Annotated in this window: 18 protein-coding genes; all 18 read right to left on the bottom strand. The window is 37.2% G+C overall.

Annotation, left to right across the window (positions count from 1 at the left end):
- Positions 1–5: 5 nt before the first annotated feature.
- Positions 6–1,190 (bottom strand): EpsG family protein, encoded by a 1,185-nt coding sequence (locus DB520_RS25840; protein WP_232835160.1) that lies wholly within the window; start codon positions 1,188–1,190, stop codon positions 6–8.
- Between the two features lie 38 nt (positions 1,191–1,228).
- Positions 1,229–2,353 carry a glycosyltransferase family protein gene (locus DB520_RS25835; protein WP_114752692.1) on the bottom strand — a complete coding sequence of 375 codons (1,125 nt, stop codon included), beginning with the start codon at positions 2,351–2,353 and terminating at the stop codon, positions 1,229–1,231.
- A 15-nt stretch (positions 2,354–2,368) separates the two neighbouring features.
- Positions 2,369–3,088 (bottom strand): class I SAM-dependent methyltransferase, encoded by a 720-nt coding sequence (locus DB520_RS25830; RefSeq protein WP_114752690.1) that lies wholly within the window; start codon positions 3,086–3,088, stop codon positions 2,369–2,371.
- A 270-nt stretch (positions 3,089–3,358) separates the two neighbouring features.
- Entirely contained in the window at positions 3,359–4,447 is a 1,089-nt protein-coding gene (locus tag DB520_RS25825) for a hypothetical protein (protein ID WP_114752689.1), read from the bottom strand.
- 5 nt (positions 4,448–4,452) lie between these two features.
- Complete coding sequence (locus DB520_RS25820) at positions 4,453–5,439, bottom strand: glycosyltransferase (RefSeq protein WP_114752688.1); 987 nt, start codon at positions 5,437–5,439, stop codon at positions 4,453–4,455.
- Between the two features lie 31 nt (positions 5,440–5,470).
- Positions 5,471–6,484 (bottom strand): cyclase family protein, encoded by a 1,014-nt coding sequence (locus DB520_RS25815; protein WP_114752686.1) that lies wholly within the window; start codon positions 6,482–6,484, stop codon positions 5,471–5,473.
- On the bottom strand, positions 6,477–7,841 hold the full coding sequence (locus DB520_RS25810) for a class-II fumarase/aspartase family protein (RefSeq protein ID WP_114752685.1): 1,365 nt from the start codon (positions 7,839–7,841) through the stop codon (positions 6,477–6,479). Before DB520_RS25810 ends, DB520_RS25815 begins: the two co-directional genes overlap by 8 nt.
- Positions 7,842–7,899: 58 nt before the next feature.
- On the bottom strand, positions 7,900–9,036 hold the full coding sequence (locus tag DB520_RS25805) for a hypothetical protein (protein ID WP_114752684.1): 1,137 nt from the start codon (positions 9,034–9,036) through the stop codon (positions 7,900–7,902).
- A gap of 4 nt (positions 9,037–9,040) precedes the next feature.
- A complete protein-coding gene (locus DB520_RS25800) occupies positions 9,041–10,411 on the bottom strand; it encodes a hypothetical protein (protein WP_114752683.1) in 1,371 nt (456 codons plus the stop codon).
- 8 nt (positions 10,412–10,419) lie between these two features.
- Positions 10,420–11,670, bottom strand: coding sequence for an ATP-grasp domain-containing protein (locus DB520_RS25795; RefSeq protein ID WP_114752682.1), 1,251 nt, complete (start codon positions 11,668–11,670; stop codon positions 10,420–10,422).
- A gap of 13 nt (positions 11,671–11,683) precedes the next feature.
- Positions 11,684–12,685, bottom strand: a complete 1,002-nt coding sequence (locus DB520_RS25790) for an Ldh family oxidoreductase (RefSeq protein ID WP_114752681.1) — start codon at positions 12,683–12,685, stop codon at positions 11,684–11,686.
- A complete protein-coding gene (locus tag DB520_RS25785; RefSeq protein ID WP_114752679.1) occupies positions 12,685–13,587 on the bottom strand; it encodes a peptidase in 903 nt (300 codons plus the stop codon). The genes DB520_RS25790 and DB520_RS25785 overlap by 1 nt, the downstream gene beginning before the upstream one ends.
- Before the next feature lie 20 nt (positions 13,588–13,607).
- Positions 13,608–14,954: an MmgE/PrpD family protein gene (locus DB520_RS25780; RefSeq protein WP_114752678.1), complete on the bottom strand. Its 1,347-nt coding sequence runs from the start codon at positions 14,952–14,954 to the stop codon at positions 13,608–13,610.
- Positions 14,951–16,096 (bottom strand): HpcH/HpaI aldolase/citrate lyase family protein, encoded by a 1,146-nt coding sequence (locus DB520_RS25775; protein ID WP_114752677.1) that lies wholly within the window; start codon positions 16,094–16,096, stop codon positions 14,951–14,953. The genes DB520_RS25780 and DB520_RS25775 overlap by 4 nt, the downstream gene beginning before the upstream one ends.
- A 2-nt stretch (positions 16,097–16,098) precedes the next feature.
- Positions 16,099–17,184 carry a DegT/DnrJ/EryC1/StrS family aminotransferase gene (locus tag DB520_RS25770; protein ID WP_114752675.1) on the bottom strand — a complete coding sequence of 362 codons (1,086 nt, stop codon included), beginning with the start codon at positions 17,182–17,184 and terminating at the stop codon, positions 16,099–16,101.
- Positions 17,185–17,191: 7 nt separating this feature from the next.
- Positions 17,192–18,982, bottom strand: a complete 1,791-nt coding sequence (locus DB520_RS25765) for an ABC transporter ATP-binding protein (RefSeq protein WP_114752674.1) — start codon at positions 18,980–18,982, stop codon at positions 17,192–17,194.
- A gap of 84 nt (positions 18,983–19,066) precedes the next feature.
- The gene (locus DB520_RS25760) at positions 19,067–21,481 is read right to left on the bottom strand and encodes a GumC family protein (RefSeq protein WP_114752673.1); all 2,415 of its coding nucleotides are present in this window, start codon (positions 21,479–21,481) and stop codon (positions 19,067–19,069) included.
- A gap of 6 nt (positions 21,482–21,487) precedes the next feature.
- Positions 21,488–22,228, bottom strand: coding sequence for a polysaccharide biosynthesis/export family protein (locus DB520_RS25755; RefSeq protein WP_114752671.1), 741 nt, complete (start codon positions 22,226–22,228; stop codon positions 21,488–21,490).
- Positions 22,229–23,338: the final 1,110 nt, after the last annotated feature.

The following is a 23,338-nucleotide window of genomic DNA, read 5'->3' as shown; positions in this document are numbered from 1 at the left end:
TTTACCTACTTGATCAACGAATCCAAGTTGATATTGTCCCCTATTGTGAACAAGGCTATAAATGGATTTCCTATTATGGTGGTCACACTAAAAAAATATAACGCTTGTCTTACACTCACTATGAAAAAAAACAATAACAGAGGTGCTATCACCCAACTGATTCTTTTACTTAATCTATCTCCAATGGAATTTTGGGTATTAATGGTTAAAAAAGCTAACGTAAACAAAGAAACAACGGATAAATATCTGCTACCTGATGGCAAATTGGCCAATATATTGGCAAAAGCAAAAAACAGCAGTACAAAGGATAAAATATAAACCATTCTTGGATGTTTGGCCTGAAGATGCTTTCTTCTAAAAAAATAATACAATAAAAATGCGTACATGGACCAAGTTAAAGCTTTTTTATAAAATATAGCATGCCAGGACTTTTCTACAGAAAAATCACCAACTTCACGGACTTCTTGAGCTCGCTCAAATTTGGCTTCAGACCTATAACTTTGACTCCTTTCCTGAAATTGCTGCGGCACATATTGTTCCACATAAGCGTTAAATAGCTTTAGATCCAATTCAGCAAAGAACAAGGAAAACACAAAGAATCCGAAATAGAGATTAAGCCTGTTTTTTAAAACCAATAACAAGGAAAGAATCAAAACCGGCACAATAAAGGCATAATGAAATACAAAAGGGGTAATAAAACACCAAATCAACGATTTCCTTTTGCCTTCGAAGAAATAAGGCAGTAAACCATAAATAAAAACATGGGTTGCCGTCCAAAAACGGAAACCATTAAAATTCCAAATCGGTACCACTACAAAAAACGTCAGAAAAAAAATAATTGATATGAATTTTAAATTTCCATTCAGTTGCTTTAAAACAAAAGTCATATTTCTGGAAAAGAAAAATCCATAGACCAATCCCTGAAATACCATCAGAATATAACCGTTCTCCGTAAAACTGGCAACAAAATAGGTTATTGCTAGTGAAAAAAAATCTATCTCACCAGAAGCAATATAGTATTCCAAGAACGATATGCTTGAATGATGCAATAAGGCTACTTTCTCCATATATCGTATACTATCAGAGGTACTACCATCCCTCATCGCCCAGGTTAAACCAACAAACGCAGTAAACAACCATAAAATATTATTGGCATGTTTGTGGCGTAAATCGCGCAATGCTATCAACAAAGCTGAAAAGGGATGTATGAAGAAAAGATACCACATAACTACGATAAAGCTAAAAAAGCTGCTGCAACGTTTTCTACTCGGTACTGCTCAGGATGGTTAATTTTTAAAGCTCCTGAATAATCCTTGTCCAAAAAACGTAGGATATTTTCTTTATTTAAGTCAAATGATTTTACGGATATAATAGGCTTATTAATCAACATGTAATCAATAAGTTTACTTGGGGTTTGCCGTACCCCTACATTTTCAAAGTTTACCACAAAATCGACTTCATGGTGTAATTTTTCCAACAACTCCATTCTTGGAATAAATGAATGAAGAATAAACTTTTCTGGTGCCCTTTTAATAAAAGAATCAATCAATGCAGAGTTCTTGGTATAAATATGGAACCGAAAATTTCTATTCGTTTCTAATAAAAATAGAGAAAACGCTGTAGGATCTCTACGGCCTGGGATAAACAATCCAGCGAAGGCAAAAGTGGGAAAATCATTTTGTCTTGGCATTTGATAAAACTGATAATCCTCAAATTTAAAACCTTGGGGAATCACTTTAATTTTATGATGAAATTCTTTAAAATAACCCAAATAGGCAGTATCTGTAGGAACAGAAACATAATCCGTTTTCCGCATAAACCACTTTTCTACCCAACCCCAATAAAAAGGTACCTTAAAAGAGTCATTCTCTCGACCGAAATAGGGATCTCCACAATCCGCTACCCAAACTTTTGCTGGATTATTTTCTTTTTTTTTATTATTCCAAACTACCGCAACCCCCCAGTGAACAGGATAAGGCACTGCTATTGAAATTAACAGATCATATCCAGATTCATTTTTTAAGGCTTTTTTTACCAAACCCATCAATTCAATATTCGGATATTCAAAAAGCAACCCAGAAATTCTATTGATTATCCTTTTAAGAAGTATGGAAACTCTTTTCCCCTTAAGGTCAAAGTTTTTCCATTTTACCTTACCCATATCATTTATTTCCAAATTATGCTTTTGTCCAAATTCAATATGATCAGAATGAAATGGTGTCAAAACTTTTACTAGATGCCCCTGCCTCCCCAGTTCCTTGGCCAGTTCCGTCGTCCGAAAAGAACGAGGAGAGTTTTGGGGATAGAAAGACCGGGAAACGATTAGAATTTTTTTCTTTGGTTGCTTAAACATAATTAAATCAAAAGGCTATTCGCTTCTTTTTTGTAGGCATATGCACCTAATTTGAAAATCTCCGTTTTTTTGTGACCTTTCAGGAGGAATTATCTGCTCTCCACAAGTCCAATATCTATCCGTCCAAAACTTCCAGAATTCGGATTCGATTTCCACTAAATCATATTTAGTAATCCAAGAATTTATTATTTCACTTGAAAAAGATTGGGCAATATATGGGTTACCTTTACCATATGATGAATTTGGTAACGTATAACAATTATGAATATATTCAAAAGATGATGAAGGAAAGGTTAAAACTAAAATACCTTCATTATTTAACGAATTTACCATATTTATTATAGCCTTTTCATAATCTTCTATATGCTCAAGAGTAGAAATACAGAAAACCATATCATACCTTGATATTTTTTTTGGATTTAATATATCGTCATCTAAAACATAAAAATGCCTGTTGAACATACCACCAGTCCAATAGTCCTTAATATTATCAATTGCAGTAACAGTCATGCCACAATTACTAAGAAGGTGTGGAAATGCAGTTGTACCGCTGCCAACATCTAGCACTGATTTCGGGTAAAACTTAGACAGCATTCTTAGGGCAAAAGCATATTCTACTGGACGCTCGTTAAAGCGCTTAAATGATTGATGTCGATATTCATTTTTTAAATAAAAATTGAAGATCTGTTTAAATATTTTTTTTATAAATCTCATATTATTTTTTATAAAATACATTTCAGTCTGATTTGAAATTTAGCTAGGGATACGTAATTAAATTAAATAATTAATCCAGGGAACTGCCTGCCCTTTAGCATCTACTGGTCAAACTTCCTTCACACTTTTCATCCAGCCCTGTTCTATAAATGAGGAAATTTTATCTAAAATGAATACTTTAAGACCTCACAATTTAAGTGTCAAATTTGGAGAGGGTAAATTCAATAATTTTTTCATAAAATTTCACCTAAGTGAATCAACCCGTAAATATAAGCGAGCCAACAACTACTATTACTTATTAATCGCAAAAATAATTTCTTTAATTTTGTTATGGAAAATCTCAAAGCTATTAATATAACTGACAAATCTATCTTGAGCATATTGGGCAATATTAATATATTCCGTATATTTAGATAAGACATGATCCAGCGATTCTTCCAAGTCAATTATATTCCAGTCAATAGGAAGATATGTTTCGTTTGGAAGAAACAAATTCGGAAAAGTTTCGAGATGCGACATATCCGGTTTGATCAATAAACAGCCATAAATAAATGCTTCAAAATCCCGAAAACAAATTTCTCCCCAGCCATATGGACTTATCATAACCTTTGAATTTTGAGATTCCTTAATATATTCACTTTTACTAATCTTACCACCAACAATAATGGAGCTATTATTAGCCTTTAATTTTTTTAGTATAGCTATAACACGACTTCTTTGATAATTATAATGAGGTTCCGGGTGAAGGTCACCACGATAGCTAACCGCAATTTTCCTGTGATTACTTGGCTTGAGTATTTTTGGCCCAGATGAAATAAAGTTTGGAATAAATGATGTAGGGTAATACCTACTAAAAGGAAAGGTTCTGTAATCAACATTTCCAATATTCCAAGCAACATGAAGCTTATGCAATTGGTCTTGAGGACATCCGACATAGGAGTTGTCCTCTCTAAATACATCTTTAATTATTTGTTCAGGAATCCACTTCATATAGCAAGCCGTCATATCTCTACCTGTATATCGTGACCTTTCTTTAAGTAGTTGTTTTTTCAAATGAAGGTCCACGTATGACGTTAACCAAAAACAACGACTTCCTGTACCATCCCCCCTATCGAACAGAATTACTTTACATGCCTTTTTTATCGATTCAATTTTTTCAATAATCTCAGTTCTATCTTTTTCAGTTCTATCACCAATGGATGAAAGGTATCTATGATCAATAATCACGATATCCGAGTCTAAGTTTACAGATTCAAAAGAACTACAAAAACTAAAATTGATTCCTTCAAGTTTAAATTCTTTCCTCCACTTTAGAATAGGATAAAAATCATTGAATCCGCGTTTATAAGGGTGTTGTATTGTTAATATGTTAATTCTCATAAAACCTATTTTTCGAAAATAAGTAAAGCGTCTTTAATCACCTGACCTATTCTGAAATAAGCTATATCTCCCTTTATAGTATTTTTAAAATTTCGATACCAAAAAAATATTTTCTCCTTTTTTGAAGAAAGAACTAACCGCATAATACCCTCATAATTGTAAAAGTGTTGTTTTCTTTTTTTACTTTTAATCTTTAGCCCTGCAGACAAACCTTTGTCATGTTTTCTATATATGGCTCCAAAAAAAGGTAATAAACACAAATCTCCCTCGGACTTTAGAATACTTGAAACCAACAATACATCACCGGCGGATCTCAATTTTGGACTAAAGCTAATTTTTTCGTTAACCCTATTTACGGCATCACTTCTATATACCATAGTTAGCGTTCTTATACCAGGGGCTCCTCCTTTTAAATAGTCATCCCATTTAAACCTAATAAATCGTGGCTCATTATCTAATTTTTGGAAAACTGCGTCATTTCCAAATTGATTAATTATGTGATAGTAACACCCGACACCGGCAATATCTTTATTCTCTTCTAAAAATTCCACTTGCTTTTGTAATTTCAATGGGTCCGTCCAGTAGTCATCTCCCTCGCATAATGCAAAATACTTACCTACTTTAAAGAATTCCCAAAACTTACTTCTCATTGCTTTCCGGTTGGGATGTCTATACGAATTTTCATTTTGAAAATATGCCCAAATTAAATTGGGATACTTTGCTTGATACTTTCGAACTAATTCCGCGGTTTTATCTTTTGATGCATCATCATGAATGCAAACCCTGACAGGGAATGTGGTTTTCTGCATTAAAATACCACTTATGCAGTCATCTACATAATTTTCATGCATAAAGGTCATAGTCCGTATGCAGACTAAAGGTATCGTACCTTTCGGCCAGACCTGTTTTGTAATGGGTATGGGTTCAGAGAGTGGAACATAATTCCACTTGTCTTTTGCGCAGTTTCTAATTTCGTTTTTTATAATTGACATTTGGATAGGTCCCGTTTCAGAATATTCCTTTCTAAACTGTGGCTATCGGTGTTACTGGTGAACCAACTGCACCAGTTAACCTAAGGGGTGGTGCTGTCAATAGAAATTTGCTTCTATTATGTTTCCGCAGCCAATTTGCAAGATCGGCTAGATACCAAAGTTCACCAAGATGTACTCCGAGACGGAACAAACAAAGTTCGTGAATAGGCAGATTGGTCCCGTTACTTTCCGGAGTCAATTTCTTACCTACCGCTTCTACAGCCAAATTATCAGAAGCAATGGCGGCTACCTTACTGTCTATGATCCAATTGAGTAGCTTTTTATCAAAACCATCTAAAACCGCGCTCGCTTTGTTAATGCTATGGTCCGGTTCGCCCTGCATTCGCATAATCATCTGATCGAGACCAGTCCATAGACAAAGAATATCTCCTTCCTCTACTTCAACGTCATCTCTTTCCATAATACGCATAAGGTCGTCATATCCAACTTCTTTTCTTGGGAACTCCCCGTATTCTGAAAATAAATCCACCAATACACCTCTACCTTGGACGCCATGTGTTGCCATGTGCTCAATTCCTAGTGCTTTGGCTTTGGTTTCGTGTTTCTCATCTATCGCCACGTCTTCTCCTGCCCGGAAGCCGTTATAATAAACTGGCTTTAGATTCCCGTCTCCATTAATATCGAAAAGCTTTCCTCGATGTGCAAGACTGTCCCATTGGGTGGAATATTGCGTGTGTAATAGCACTACGTCATCTGAACCTATATCTTTATGCTCAGGATTACTCCGATTCCACATATAGTTGAAATACGGTGCATCATTCCGAATGACGGGCTTAATTACTGGTGGAAAACGAACCTTATTTAAAACTTGTCCCCCAGGATAATCTAGTGGAAGACTCAAACAAAAGGTCTTGCCTACTTTCACTTCAGCTATACCCTGCAGAACTTTCCTCTGATCAATTAAATTAAGTCGTCCAAGTTGGTCGTCTTCCCCCCATTCTCCCCAGGTGGAATTTTCAGGACGATTATTCCACCGCTTATTCATATCCAATATTTTTATATTTGGTTAACATCCTATCAACCATCATAGGGGCTACACCCACATAATTTAAAGGATCGAGCAAACCATCAATCTCCGCCTCACTAAACATCGCTAATATTTCCTCACTTCCCATTATGGCCTCCTTTAAACTTATTTTTGAATCCCAAGCCCTACCAGCGGCCTTATACACTAAATTATGTGCATTTTCCTTTCCGATTTTTGGGGCCAAACCCATCATTACGGCTTCTGACATAATTAACCCACCACCGAGCATGATGTTGTCTTTCATTTGTTTGTCGTCTACTACAAGATTTTCAAGGATGAAGCGAGAGTTTTTGAGGCTTCCGGAGATCAATGCGAATGCTTCGGGAATCACCATCCATTCGAGGTGCATTTGACCCAGAGCACCACGTTCGTGTTCCTGAATCATGGCAGACAACTGCGAGGATGCCAATTCGCGGAGTTTATGTGCCACGGCAATAATTGGCTCACAGGTAATGGGGTTTCGTTTTTGTGGAAGCGTTGTACTTGCGCCTCTGCCCTGCTCAAATGGTTCGCTTAGCTCACCAATTTCAGAACGCATCAGAATGGCTACTTCATTGGCAATTTTGGCGAATGTTGCAGATAATAATGCAAAATACTGTACCATCTCACTCCATCTGTCTCTGGCAACGTGCCAGCTTACATCAGGCATATCAAGCTTGAGAATTTCAAACATTTTTTCCTGAACTTCAAGTCCACGGTTACCCAATGTCGCGAATGTACCCACAGCACCGGAGCACTGACCTACCAAAATGCGCCGTCGAATTTCCTGAAAACGCTCTTTGTGGCGCATTAGCTCGTCCAGCCAAACAGAAGCTTTATATCCAAAGGTGATGGGTGCTGCAAGCTGCTGAAAAGTCCTTCCAGCCATTACTGTATCTCGGTGTGTTTTTACCTGAATAGAAATGGCTACTATGATGGAATTCAGCTCGTCTTCTACCCATTGAAGGCCTTCACGCATCTGAAGGACGGTACCGGTATCAAGAATATCTTGTGTAGTAGCACCATAATGCACCCAGCGTGCTGTTTCAGAATCACAGGATTTTGTAAGTTGATGAACAAAGGGAAGAATTGGAAAACCCACGCGATCAAACTCAGCTTTCATGGCAGACTGATCGATGTTTTCAATTCGAGCAACTTCTTTAATTTGTTGCGCGATTCCTTTGGGAATAATGCCAACTTCTTCCTGCGCCTCAGCCAGTGCAACTTCTGTGTTTAACCATTTTTGTAGCCGGTTCTCGTCAGAAAATATTAGACGCATTCCGGAGTCAGAAAACATGTCTTGGAAGTAGGATGAATCTATAAGTGATGTGGGCATAATTATTTATTTACTAAAATAGGTACAGCGTTTCAAAGAAGTTTTACTATTACTATTCTTAAAGTTCATAACTATTAAAATCATAATAAGTGTTTTTAATTGAGTTTATTACTTCTTCGACTAATTCTCCATTTGTTTCAAAATCATGTAAATAATCTGATACAACTTCCATTTTAATTTCAAAAAAACTTGTTAATATTTTTTGTGCAATATTTCTTGGCTTGCCACGCATAGGAAAGTGATGCATGCACATTGCCGCATCGCTTTCAATTTCATTGAAAACAATGTTTGAATTAGACAAGTCATTATCATTCATGATATTTTTGGATAAAACATCTACAGCACAAGTTCTTAAGTTTGGAATAGCAAGAATCCCGTTTTGGATAAAAGATTTAATCTTTACGCTTATTTTATCCGTAATGTCTACTGATTCCCCTCCAGTTGATATATTGGCATTTCCTCTGAGTATAATATTCCGCATATGAGGAAGAACATCATCCATTTTATATCCCTCATTACTAATTCGTGCATAAACCTCTTCGTCTATTATCAGTGGACGAGACAAAAGATCAGGATTATGCATTCTTGCAATTGCCTTTTCTTGGATTAACAATGAAATCGATTTTCTACCATCGCCAATAATATATGGTCTTACCCTTTCTAATACCCCTTCAACTATGCCATTGACAATAAAAAATCGATAATCGGGGGCATTAAATTTTCGCTCAATCATAACTATTTTAGGTCCTAAATACTTTGTATTTGTAACCCTAGCTTGTGCAGCAGAATGTATGGCGTTAATCAACTCTTTCTTACACGAAATGTCCGTATATACATTTCGTCCTCCTGCACCTGCTATGGGTTTTACTACAACTCCCCAATCAAAAGCACGAGCAAATTCTTCAGCTATTTTGAAATCAGATTCATTTGTACTTACTGTTACCCAAGGATTTATGGGTATTTGCTTCTTATACCAAATTCGTTTAGCCATGTCTTTGTTCATAGCCACTATATCTGATGAATAAGATACATCAGGACCAGCAGCCCTTCTAAACAATGCTTCCTTGCCCATCTTGTCAGATACAATCAACAAATAATGGTTTAACCTATGACAGTTAAGCCCAAGTTTTCTAGCCTCATATTCAATTAAGAATGAATTTAATTGACTATGCGTCAATTTATACTCTTGCAACATACTACTAATTTATTTGATTGTAGTATCCATAAGTAATTGGTAGGTCATAAGAAGAAGAGGTAGTTAAAAATGAACCATCATTGAGTAATTTTTTAAGGAATTTAATGAAAACATCTACATCAAGGCTTTCACCTCTAATTACAATTCTTTCACCGTCATCTTCAGCACAATTGAAACCTGAGAGATTGAGTCTTCTGGCTTCATCTCTTATTTTCATTTTCTGTTGTTCATTTATTTTTGACTTCATAATAAAAAACTGCATTTTAATAGTTTGATTTACCGAAGATGGTGATAATGTATATTCATATTGTTCAAACGCATTAAGTATCCTATCAACTTGTACCATATTAAAAAAAAAATCTCCATTTCTGTTCGAAGATATTTTACTTTCTGGAAAAAAGAAATCAATTATTTCCGAGGCAATATCTCTTGACTTACCAATTGTTGGATATATGTGACCTGGTAATTGAGCCATTGAGTTGATTTCAATAACAGAGCCATGAGGATTCTCTTTTTCACAAAATAAAATATCAATTCCTGCATTGTTCAAATTAGGTATAGCCTTACAAGCACTTACTGCCAATTCACAAATTTGTGAAGGCAAACTTTCAGTCATATCTTCTAAATCACCACCAGCTGTTAGATTAGCTTTTGATCTAAGATAGATTTTTTTATATTTTGGGATAATTGTATTTAAAGAATATCCGTCTTTTTCTAAGCGCCATAAAACCTCTTCATCTACTATTATTGGTCTGCTATGCAAATGTGGATTATGACTTCTTGACTCATTGCAAATCTTAATTAAATCATTTACACAATGAGTTCCGTCTCCGATAATATTTGCTGGTGTTCTTCTGTAAGCTGCCACGACTCTATCTCCTACAACGTATACCCTATTATCGAATCCTTTTTTATGTTCTTCTAAGATTAATTCAAAATTTATTCTTTTTTTTCTAAATAAAGCAAGTACTTTTTTCAATTCACTTAGGCTTCCAATATTAGCATAAACGTCTTGTCCATTACTTTCGTTGTTAGGTTTTACTACAACAGGAAAAACAAGTGTCTGGGCATAGGCAATAATTTCCTCATCTGTTTGTCGTTCAGTAAATAATTTACCAATTGGTACAGACACCTCATTTTTTGCTAATAATTGTTTTGTTAAGAACTTATTTTTACAAGAATTATGAGCTACTATACCTTGTGCTCCACTTATCATTGCAGAATTACAAAAAAACAAAGATTTCTCAGAAGACGTAATTCTAAAGTTATTTGAATTCTTAATAAATGTAACAGCAAGACCCCTCCGCCACGCTGCTAAAGCTATATAGTATGATGAAGAGGTTTTGGAATGAAATTTAATCTCTGGCAGAAGCATATATTTATTTAAAAAAGCAAATCTTTATAATCATATGAATATTTCATGTTTCTACCATTAATATCATAAACAATTATTTCAGACATAGTAGTTGTTATTTTCCTTTTTATTTCAGCTAATGATTTGCCTGATACTATGTAAGACCCAATTCTATCTTTGCTTGCATTGGTGTTTCCAATTATCATACCTTTAACTTTATTCGGATAAAACTCAAGAATATTTCTGCTATTTAATAGCTTATCATACCCTTCTATTGATCCAAATATTCCTGGTTCTGTATAGATATGATTTTCTGAATAGCAAACATCTTTTTTCTGGTACTCAATTTTCACAGGTATGTTTAAGAATGAATCGACCGCTGCAGATATGATATCGAAATCAGCAAACAATTTAATTTTTCTGAAATTTAAACCTCCTCCAATTCGCGGTGCAAACTCAATGACTTTGACTTCATCATTTGTAACTATCGCTTGAATAAGTAGAGGTGTATTATCCAAACTAAAAACAGTTGCTAACTGATTCGCCACAGCCTCTATCTTTGCTTTCACTATTTCGGTAATTGGCGCAGGAGAGATTGAGCCAATGGAAAAGATTACGCTACCGTCTTTTAGTTGAGGTTTTCTTTTTTTGTGGGTGGTGATTACATCTGCTTTTCCCTTTGCAATAAAGCAATCAATACCGATTTCATCACCTTCAATAAACTCTTCAACTATAGCCTTACCATTTCGGCTCAACGATAATGCTTCTTTTAAATAAATATCAAGCTCTTCAGAGTTATCAACTCTTCTAACACCCTTCGATCCATTTGTATCTGAAGGTTTAACTACAAGTGGGAAAGTAAGCATTTCTAAATCTATATTATCTTCATTATTGACAATACAAAATTTAGCAGTTGGTATTCCAGCTTTAATCATTTTCTGTTTCATCCTCGTTTTGTCGGCTATTAGAGAAGCAGTTTCATAACTATATGGATGAGGCAATTCTATTTTTTCAGCCACCCAACAAGCTGTTACATTTGCCTGATCGATACACGTCGCTATCACTAAGCTTGCATTTTTCTCTTTTGCTACCTCCAATACTTTCTCTTTATCTAAAGTACTCTCTTGAACATGCTCATCGGCTACAGCTTTTGCCGGTGGATTATCCAGATAATCAAGTAATATTGTGAAGTACCCTCTTTCTTTAAGTTTTTCCACCAAAGATTTATGAGGGTTTGTTCCTCCTAATATTATTGCAACCGGTTTCTTATCTATACTCATAAAGAATGATATATTAAAGCAAGTATTTTATTTCTTGATAAATATTATCTGAAATTTCAACAGTTTCTGTGTAACGCCTTTCATTAGAATAAGATCGTTCACCAGGTAATAAAATTTCGTTCTTAAGATTATTTTCTTTAACAGTTACTCTTAAGAAATTCATCCTTTCATAATAGGATTCAATATCCATAAAGAAAGTAGCATCAAGAACCAAAAATAGATGACCGTTATCAGAATAATCATTTAGTGTGTTTAAAGGCTTAACTCTACCAGCAAAGCCTGATCCAGTCAACAAGCCAGCTAGTAAGTCCACTACTATTGCCAATCCAGCTCCTTTATGTTCTCCTATTGGGAGCATTGATCCTAAAATGGCAAGTGTAGGATCATCAGTTGGATTTCCATCGGGGTCAAGAGCCCACCCAAATGGAATTTTCTCGCCATTTTTTTCAGCTAGTCGAATTTTCCCTCGGGCAGCATTTGAAACTGCCATATCTAAAATAATGGGAGATGTATCTGTTGGTGTCGGAAAACCAAAAGCAACTGGATTAGTGCCAAAGAGTGGCCTACTTCCACCCCATGGAGCAATAGCTGGGGCAGCATTCGAAAAAATGAGAGCTATTTTATTTTGTTCAGTAGCCTGTTTAGCAAAATAGGATGCAGTTCCAAAATTGTTACTGTGCCTTACAGACGAAATTCCAACACCATGAACTATTGATTTTTCAATTGCCTTTTCCACAGCTCTGAAAGCAGCTACCTGACCAAACCCATGTCCGGCATCATAAACACCAATAGCACCCTTCTCTGAAATCTTACTTAATATTGTATCAGGTCTCATAAACCCGGACTTAATTTTCGAAACGTAAACCCCCAAACGGGTTGCCCCATGCGTACCCTTACCACTGGCATGTGCATAAACAACAGTATCTGCAATTATTCGAGCTTGATCTTCAGGTACACTATGTTTCGTGAGTACCTTTAAAGAAATTTCAAATAACTCTTTTTTTGAAATACGCATTATAATATTTTATCAAAAGAACCTTTCGGTGAGCTAACCGCTTCCGGGTAATACACATCTACCATGCGTTTAACCAAGCTGACCTGTTTGGCTCGTTGTCTTGCATCTGCATCCGATGTTTCCCAACTGTGGGTTTTGGCAACAGAGCCACCTGTTTTAAGGTATATCGGCGCAGCCACCCGAATCATTTCAGGTACCTCGTAGTGGCGGATAAAGCCGCCCGTGGAAGCCGGGTTCTCCGTATGCAGGTCGAGCGGAATGTCGATAGCCTGACGTATGGCTGCCATCATTTGGAGCTGAATATCTCGAACAGGATTTAAGGAACTTGCCCCGTTGGTTTCAAGCAGTTTGGCAGAGCAGGGATTTCCGTGGCCGGTATGGGCCGAAACTTTAAAATGGCAGTAAGATGGAATTTCACCCGCCTTCCGCATCTCATTAAAGACCCAAAGTGACCCTTCATCATAAACCAAAAAGGAGGTGCACCCTAAATCTACTGCACGGTACACCTCTTCCATGGCTCTTACGATTTGTTCCTGACCTCTAAGGCGATATCCCATTCGTTGGCCCTCTGGAGTATTAACCGAGGCACTTGTGTCGGTAGTAGCTCTTGGTCCTATAGCCAATACCAATTCCACCCGATGCTGATCGGCGAGATCGACCATTTTTTTTATATCATCGTTGTCAAGCAGGTATATGCCTTTGGTCTGTGTAACACGATGAACGGTCAACCCCAATCTTACTGTTTCGTCCAGTAAGCTTGCCATGGCTTTAGGGCCCTGAATACCTGGAACTTCAAACCGATATTGTGCGCCATCAGAAAATCGTTTTTTAGAAGTCGGTAGCTCATATGCATCACCTGAAGGCATCCCAATTTTTTTCAAAAAAGCTCTGGATTTATCCATCTTTCAATCTCTTTAATCGGTTACACATACCTGTACAGATCGCTTATTCTATATTCCAATTTGTCAACTGTTTTAAGAATTTGATTTTGATTATCTTTTGGAACATTGGCAAATTCAGCCAATTTATAAAACTTTTCCTTCAATTCGTAAGAAGTCATAGCGTTCTCAGGCTCACCCTTTGGGAAATCTACTTGGTGCTCAAATAACTGCCTATTATTCATCAGAATACTTACTTTAGCAGAACGTTTTTGAGGGACAAGTTTTGTAAAATCAACATTCTCAATAACATGAATTCTTTTACACAAACTTTTAACATCCTTTTGAGATATGATTTCTTCATAAAATTCCTCCAATCCAGCAGATTGGTGAATTAATGCAACTGCCACACTATATGGAGTACTCATTTTTGCAGATGCAGAAGATTCAACAACTTGGTGATCATGAAGAGCAACTGCATACTTATATGTTTCAATAGTCACGCTGTCTATTCCACAAATATCAATAGGGAACTGAGCCTTTAAATATAAGACTGCGTCAATTGGGGCATGGGCATGTCTACATGCAGCATAAGGCTTTACATAAATCTCCTGAATCATTGCACTTTTGTTAGGTTCCAACAAGGAATCGATGTTGGATATCTTAGAATGTGCAGTGAAAAATCCCTGATTACCACCAAGTATATCATCTGGCGTATGCATTCCCGCTTTACCAAAAAGCCCGGCAGCCATACCGTTCATCGCAGCCTGTGCACTGTTATAGGGTTTCAATTGAGATTCATCCCTAATGACTTCTAACAGTCCAGACGCACTAGTACATGAAGCTGTTAAAACGGATTTTAATTGAGCCCTACTATAACCGAGGGCAAAACCAATTCCAATTGCGGCTCCTACTCCTGCAACTACGCCAGTCGCATGAAGTCCCTTTTCCTTTAATACTGGTTGCATTGCTTTTGATAGACGTAAGCATGCCTCATAGGCTACAACCGTGGACCTTAAGAATGTATCACCGGAAATGTTGAATTTTTGCGCTATTGGTAATAAGGCAGAAAATATTACTGCTCCAGGGTGAACCATACCATACCTATATCCGTCATCCAACTCTAAAACGTGGGCAGCCATTCCGTTAAGGAGTGCGGCGTTTAATAAACTTGTAGTTTCATTTACACCTATTACTTTGATAGCTCCCCCTTCACTACTTGCTAAACACCTAAGTTCAGGATAGTTCCTAAATAAAGTATAAGATCCAGCAATTGTTACACCTAGATAATCTAAAAGGCAGTCTTTTGCTTTTCTTTTATCCTTATCTATGATTTCCTTTTCAAAAAATTCAGTTAAATAATCCAAAAAGTTATCAGTTTTTATATTCATAAATTAAACATTATTTTTAAAAAATCAGACTCTTCAGCAATTACGCCATATGCTTCGGCACGCAGAGCTATTCCTTTTGCCCAATTTCGATGAGGATTTATTTCGTTCATCTTGTTTGCCCTTGCACTTTTAATTACCCCACCTGAGGTTTGTAGGATTTGAACTGCATCTTCATATTCTTCTTTTGTAACTGCCTGCATAGCATTGACAAACTTTATATGGGAAGGATGAATTATTGTTTTCCCAACAAAACCATTTGCTTTATCAATAAAAATTTCTCTTAACAATCCATCAATAGCATCATTTACAATTGTATTTCTGCTCAAAAGATTATGGTTAATATTCTTTTTTAACAATTCCTCTAAATTATCTTTTTTATACGCTAAAAAATATTCCCAAACTGGAGCAGAAACAGTATACTCCATACTGTCCCTATTAAAAAAGTTAAGTATATCTGAAATACAATCCCTTACAGGAAGAATATCATAAATAGAAGTATTTATACTTCTTCTTACTCCAAAAATGGAGGAAAAATCTGTACCTCCAATCCTGATATTAAGAATCAAATCTTTATATTCAAAAACTATTTTGGAAAGTAAATCCAACTCCCCAACCCTTGATTCTTTATAGGCAATAGATCTCCCCTCTAAAATAGGCATCCCATATAATGTTACCCCCAAATTATTGTTTATTTCTTTCAATTTTTCTAGATAAATTTCTGCATTTGAAGAATAAAACTTGGGGAAAACAAAACCGCTCAATACTTCAGCCTGATCTTTGCTTATTTTTTCTAAAAAACTTATAAATTGATCGGAATTTCTTACTCGTAAAAATATTAGTGGGATATCATCTACGCTAAGATCATTATTTTTCACGGCAACAGAGATAGCTGAAAGATGATCCAACACGTTTTCCTCAGCAATGGTCACATCATCTTCCTTGATAGCATCTTCAAAACACATTACCATGGAAGTAAGGGGGTAAAGCGAACCTGATAAAATTTTTTGACGAACATCCTTAGTCCCAGGCATGTAAAGTGTAGCACCCAAACAATACTGAAGTAATTGCTTTCCTGTAAACTTATTAAATGAAATAGGGTCTTTAAAAAATGTAAAAGTAGAAAGGACCTGATTATGTCTCATTTTTAACTGTTATAATTAATTGTTCTTAAAATTTTTCTGCAAATTAACTTTTGTTCCATTTCGCTTAGGTCGTGATAGAGAGGAAGACATAGAATGCGAGCTGAGTTTTCATCGGCAATCGGTGTACATGGAGGCGATACATAATTTAAAGTACCTAAACTAGGATAAAAGTACCTCCTTGGAAAAATTTCTGCTGACTCGAGTGATTGCTTTACTTTTTTTGTTACGGCTTCGCTTTCAAATCTTAAAGGGTAGTAGGCATAATTAAACTCGCTTCCGTGCTGGATTTGAACCTTTTGAAATTCTTGACTACCCAAGTACTTGTCATAAAATAGGGATTGCTTTTTTCTTCGTTCAAGAATTGAACCGATATATTTCAAATTCACTAATCCCATAGCCGCATGAAACTCTGAGTTTTTCCCATTGATTCCAACACCATGAAAATCTTCAAAGCCTTTGTGCCCGAAATTTCTTTTATAGGCCATAACCCTTAGGAGTTCGGGATTTTTTGTGAATACAGCACCGCCTTCTACTGTATGGAATAATTTAGTTGCATGAAAACTTGTAGTACTGATATCTCCCCATCTAAAAATACTTTCCCCTTTATATTTAGTCCCAAAACAATGTGCTGCATCATAGATCACCTTTAGACCATATTTATCTGCAATTTCCTGAATCGCTTCAACATCACAGGGATTCCCAAAACAATGGGTAGCCAAAATTGCCTGAGTATTTTTAGTGATAGCTACTTCAATCTTTGTGGGGTCAATATTCAAACTTTCGGGATGGATATCAACATAAACAGGTGTACAACCTTCCCAAACAAGGCTACTTGTGGTTGCTACGTAGGAAAAAGGTGTGGTTATTACTTCTTTATCAATTTTTAAGGCCTTCAATGCAATTTGAATAGCAATTGTTCCATTTCCTAGATATAGCAAATGCTTAATTCCTAAATACCTTTTCAATTTTAATTCAAGATCATTTACCAATGGTCCATTATTGGTAAACCAGCTACGCTGCCAAATTCCTTGAAGCAGTTCATGGTATTCTTCAATAGGAGGAGAAAAAGGACGGGTTACAGGGATCATGCGATTTTCAAATCTCTTGTAATGTAACCATACGTTTAAATTTAGTTGACATCTTCATGAGTTCTTTGAAGGGAGCAACATATTCTACTCTCCCTTCCGTTATCATTACGATTTGGTCAACGCTTTTTATAGTTGATAAACGGTGTGCTACAATAATTAAAGTATAATTTCCCTTGAGTGCTTCAATACTATCCTGGATATTACGTTCAGTCTCTGTATCCAATGCTGAAGTAGCTTCATCTAATATTAAGATATCTACACTTTTAAATAGTTCTCTAGCTATAGAAATTCTCTGTTTTTGCCCTCCACTGAGATTGATACCATTGTTCCCTAATTCTGTATGTTCTGCTTCCGACAATTCTATTACAAATTCTTTAAGGGATGCTTGTTCCATGACGCCCCAAAATCGTCGAAGGTTTTCCCGACTGGCTTCAGCCCAAAAGGTAACATTGTTAAAAATACTATCATTAAAAATAACTGGTTCTTGAGTGATATAACCAATTCTTCTTTGGTAACTTTCCTTGTTGAGCTGTGTAAATGAAATTCCATCTACACTCAATTCACCCTTCTCAGCTGGTAACAGGCCTGCAATCAAATTCACCAAGGTAGTTTTTCCACTTCCACTTTCCCCCACCAGGGCAATGCTTTGATTTTTAACTATATCAAGGTCAATCTCTTTTAAAATTTTTATCTTTGCATATCCAAAGCATACTCCTTTTAGCTGGATCCTTTCAATCAAGCCATTAAATGGTATTATCCCATCTTTTCCCTTATTGGATGTTAACTCATGTTGAAAAGCCTGCATATTCTCTAGTGAACCACTCACTTCCAAAAATCGGTTCCATGCATTTTGCATAGCAGTCAATGAGGTAAGTGCTCGATAAAAAAACAATAAAGAAATAAGTATAGGGCCAAGACTACCGCCCATATAGTATACTTGGATCAAAATTACGGCCGTGATTACTGAAATAAGCATAGGTTCTCTTGCGGCCTCTAAAATACCTGCCAATTCACCTATCCTTTTTCTGCTTTGCTCTATTTTTTTAATGGTTTTTTCCAAATGATTAGAAAATTTCCTAGCCATGCCTGTTGCCCTCAAGTACTTAAAATGCGCAATATGCTGAATCACCTGACCTTGATACACATTACTTTCGCCGGTTAATTTCCGACTGGCTCCCTTGGTCTTTTTGTAAATGGAGCTGTACAATAAATTAGTCAAAACCCCTCCTACAGCTACCAACAGGGCAAATTGAAAATCTACAAAGAATGCAAACCCTGCATAAACCAGCACCATAATTAATTGCTGTAACGATAGAAAGTATGCTTGATACGCTTGTTGAACTCTACCAACTTCTCCTGTCATAGTATTTTGTATCCTTCCAACATCGGACTTAACAAAGTACTTAAAATTTACTTGGTTAAGAGAACGTAGTAAAGACAACCTAATTTTTCGAATTAGTTGCTGTTGAAGTGCGACTGAATAAATTTTATTGCCATAAACGGCAAGACCTTTCAAAGAAAAAAAGAACACCATGAAAAGGAGAATAGATAATAGCGTTATCTGAATTCCCACAGCATTTATTCCCTCCAATATAAAGCCCAGATTTCCCATAGGCTCTGCTTCCACCGTTCCATCTCCACTGACCATCTGCAAGAGAGGCAAAAATAGGGTCAACCCAAACCCATCCAATACACCGACCACAATGGAAATAAAGGCTGCTAAAAATATTTTATAACCCAAATAGGTAAAGAACCAATGAAGATTTGAAAATATACGTTTTAGTGCTTTTTTTATCATATGGAACACAAAATAAGGAATCCAATTAACATGTAATCAAAAAAAATGGTTTAAGATTGAGGTAATAATTAATGGCTGTTTAAGTTACTTAACTTTTGATTTGAACTTTTTCCCCTTATCCTCCGCATAGTACCCATATCCGTAACCATACCCACTGTAACCATAGGCTTGGGCAGATTTATCAATACCATTAAAAACCAAATAGGTGTTTTTTAGCTTATGTTGTTTTTTTAAGGTATTGATATGCTGAATAAAGGGTTTTATGCTATAATTGTAGCGTAAAACAAATAAAGCCAAGTCAGATAATTGTAATAATTCCAGCGACTCCGATACCAACCCTACGGGAGGTGTATCTAAAATAATCATATCAAAGTTTTCCTTTACCTTTTCCACTAATTGGGAAAAACGATCCGTCATCAATAATTCCGCAGGATTAGGAGGTATCGGACCGGAGGCTATAATGTCCAGGTTGGGAAATGAGGTAGTTTGTATTACTGCATACGGGTCTATCTCCTGTTGACTTAAATAAGAGGAAAGACCCTTGACATTGCTTAAGCCGAAATCATCAAATAATTTGGGTTTACGCATATCGCAACCAATAAGTAGAATTTTCTTTCCCGATAAAGCATAAACAGAGGCCAAGTTCATGGCACAGAAGGATTTGCCCTCCCCTGAAATATTAGACGTCAGCATAATGATGGGCACCTTATCTTTAGGCAAAATAAAATTGAGATTGGCCCTAAGGGTCCTAAAGGACTCTGTGACACCGGACCGGGGTTGGTTAAATACCACTAATTTAACCGGACTCTCTGCATAAGGGATTTGTGCCAACAAGGAAAGATCCGATAATTTTTCCAACTCGTGTATATCCTTTACTTTATTTTCCAGTAAGAGCTTTGCAATTACATATCCAATAGGTAAAATCATCCCTAGCATAAAGGCAATGGCATATACTTTAGCTCCCCTTGGACTAATTGGAGCATTATTGATCAATGCATTCTCTATGACTTTATTGGAAGGGGTATTGGAGGCACGGGTAATGGCGGATTCTGCTCGTTTTTGGAGCAAGTAGGTATATAGTCCCTCATTAAGTGTAAACTCTCGTTGGATGCGCATCAAATTTTGCTCTGTCTGCGGAAGTCGGCTAAATTCCCCTTCTATTCGGGTAATTCTTCCCCGTAAGTCCCCAATAATCAACTGGGCATTTTGCTGTACATTACCCAATAACTCCCGGATGCTACGGTTCAAATCAGCTATTTTGCGGTTAACCTCGCGCACAGGAGGGGAACCCTCGGTTAGGCGGGCGAGGTGCATTGATTTCTCTGCCTGTAAACGCAACAGGTTTTCAATCAATGTATTTAATATAGGATCCTGTATTCCCAATCCCGAGGGAACTATAATGTCATTATAATCCTCCCTTATTAAATAATTACCTAATTGCTGATAATATTCCTTTTTAAATTCCTCTTGTGCCAATTCTCTTTCCAACGCTGATAGCTCTTGAAAAATAGCAGATCCTTCTGAAGAGAGGTTATAAATGCTATTATTGGTCCGAAAACTTTCAAGTCTGTTTTCTATATACATCAGTGAATCTGACAAACTCACCAGTTGAGCATCAATAAACTCAATGGTATTGGTAGCCGCCACATTCTTTTCCTCCAGTTCATTTTGCAAATAGACATCATGCAATTTATCTAGGTAATTTCTACCTTTTACTGGTGTAGGGGTTTGCAGGGTTAACTCCAAAATGGATGACTGTTTTTCTGCGGGTTCGATCTTTAACCTTCCACCGGTATATTGATTGACCAAGTCTGGGATATCCCTGAAACGTAGGATCATTTCCCCTTCATTATCGGTATTGGTCTTATACAATGTAAAGCGCAAATAGGGGAGTTCTACTAGTTGACCGAAACTAAAAGACCTCTTTCCTAATTCAGGTGCTAAAATTTTTGACCGGCCTTCCCCTTGCGGAAAGAGTTGGGTATATTCCTCCTCTTTAAATTGAAGAGTAAAAGAAGTATTATCATTCCATTTCACGGTAATATCCCCATTAACTAGTTGAGGTTGGGTCCAGTCCACCTCTGCACGTATAGGGGTGCTAGCGTAATGTTCCTTTTTTATAAACACCCCCTGGGTATAATACTCCACATCAAAATCCAATTGCCTCAAAGTAGCCTCGGCAATGGGTCTGGATTTAAGCATAATAATCTGGTTGACAAGTCCCATTTCATTCTGACCTATTCCAGCCACATCCTCAAAAATCCCGAAGCTTGCATCTTTTTCCTTAATGAAGAACTTACTTTTTACTTCATATTGAGGTACAGTTTGCCTTAGATGCAAATAGGCTATTCCTAAGGCTAATACTATAGAAACTAAGATATAATGCCAGATGGAAATGATCTGCAATACAATCTTTTTGGGATCCAGATTGTCAAAGCTATCCTGCTCATTCGAAGGAATTTGGGAGCGGCCGTTGGAGGGTGGAGGGTAGTAATTCATACTTACTTAGTTTACCACATTTAAAACCAGTAATACAGCAGAAAAAGTAGTAACAGCCAGTTGAAACGTCTGAATAAAGGTGATTCCTGTACCCAATTCCCGGATTTTCATTGGCTCCGCATAGAGCATATCATTGGGGCGGATAAAGAAAAACTCGGATTGCATAATACGTTTGTCGTTCAAGTTAATGCGGTAGGATTTGGTGCCCTCTGGGTATTGCCGTACCAGCACCACTTCATTCCGTTTGGCCACCGTGGTCATATCCCCGGCATGTGCAATGGCCTGATAGATAGTGATTTGGTTTTGGAGTATGGTAAAGTTTCCATTATTGGTGAATTCACCCAAAGCGGAAAAGCGTATGCCCCCCAGCCTTACCCTAACGAAAAGATCCTCCTCATTGACAAATTCTTGCAAGCGTTCTTCTATCATCTCTTTGGCCTGCCGAGTGGTCAGCCCAATTATGGGTACCTCACCTAGCAGGGGCAGCTCCACATTACCCTCCTCATTTACAGTGTACCCTGTCATAAAGAAGATATCTCCTCCACTCATCATTCCTCCTCCCATTCCTCCTCCCATTCCTTGCCTCTGCTGACTCATGGCCAATTCAAAGATGGCATTAAGTTCCGGGGAAGTGGTCTTTATGGAGACATCCACCACATCATTGTATTGCAGGAAGTACTTCTCGGTTTGGTAAGGAACGAATTCCAGTTCCTGGTACAGAGGCTCATCGGTGCCTCTGTCCTGCATATAAATAATACGTTCGTTGGAGACGCAGGAGACTGCCTGCACGAGAAAAAGGCCGAAGATGATCAGCCTAATAGCATACTTGATCAATGAGTTGGAATTGTGTGATTGCCTGTTACCAAATATCAAAAGTAAGGGAATCCCTTAGAAATAAAAAATCGAGTGACTTTTTTCCTGATACGCTGACACCTCCTCCTCATGGAGGCGTGTGCGGTAACACCGCCGGGGGCGGTGGCAATGGTTGGTAATTTTAAAATTAATAAGTTGGTTTTGTTTTTGCGGGGCGGGCACAGCTTCGCCTCCTCAGTCCCATTAGGACCTCCCTCCCCGAAACAATATTTAAAGTACGCAGTTATAGTTGGTTTTGGAAAGGAAAAGGGGATATATTTTTGTTATCAGTAATTTTATGGGTGTGAATTGCATTTTTTATAGTTGGAAAATTTAAGGGGTTTTTCTTGTTTTTTGGATTAGCGTAAATCGGTTGAATTCCCGCTACCCGCTGTTCGGGATTTGAAATCCCGAACCCAGATAAAGGGGATTTGTAATCCCCATTGTACAAAATCTATAGGAAAGCCCTTGGTTAGGTGTACGAACCCTTAACCTTCGGAATCAATAGCGTCACCCGATAAGGATCGCCCCTCGAAATCCGGTGGTCTTCCACAGGCAGGTGCAAGCTGCCGATGGCAAATCGGCTTTATTTGTACACGTAATTGCAAATTTCGGGAAACCGGTATTTCTCACGTACGCAGTCTCTTCGTCTCCAAGACGCTACATATCAAGAATGTTATGGCTATAACAACTCTTATCGCTGCTATGGACATTCCTTTCTCTATTTACTTCTTTACTTTTTGGCTTGACCCAAAAAGTAACAAAAAGGTCAAGCTAGGACGAAGACGGGAGTCTTCGGGCCAGGAAGTGGGGGGAAGCTGCCCAACACGCTTGCCAGCCGCACGCCCGCATTTCTGGCAACCCACCACAAGCAGAAATAGTGATCCTTCTGCCAATCAATAAAGGGGTTATTCAAGTGACCTTGTCTATCCAATGTTTTGGAGACTGGCAGCTGCGGTACCGCCTTTATCGCCTAAATCAGCACTGCTAGTAAAAAGCTCCACC

The sequence above is a fragment of the Pleomorphovibrio marinus genome, assembly GCF_003347495.1.
In the GTDB taxonomy this organism is placed as follows: domain Bacteria; phylum Bacteroidota; class Bacteroidia; order Cytophagales; family Cyclobacteriaceae; genus Pleomorphovibrio; species Pleomorphovibrio marinus.
The sequence above is the reverse complement of the archived record's forward strand: the minus strand, read 5'-3'. Positions and strand labels throughout refer to the sequence as shown.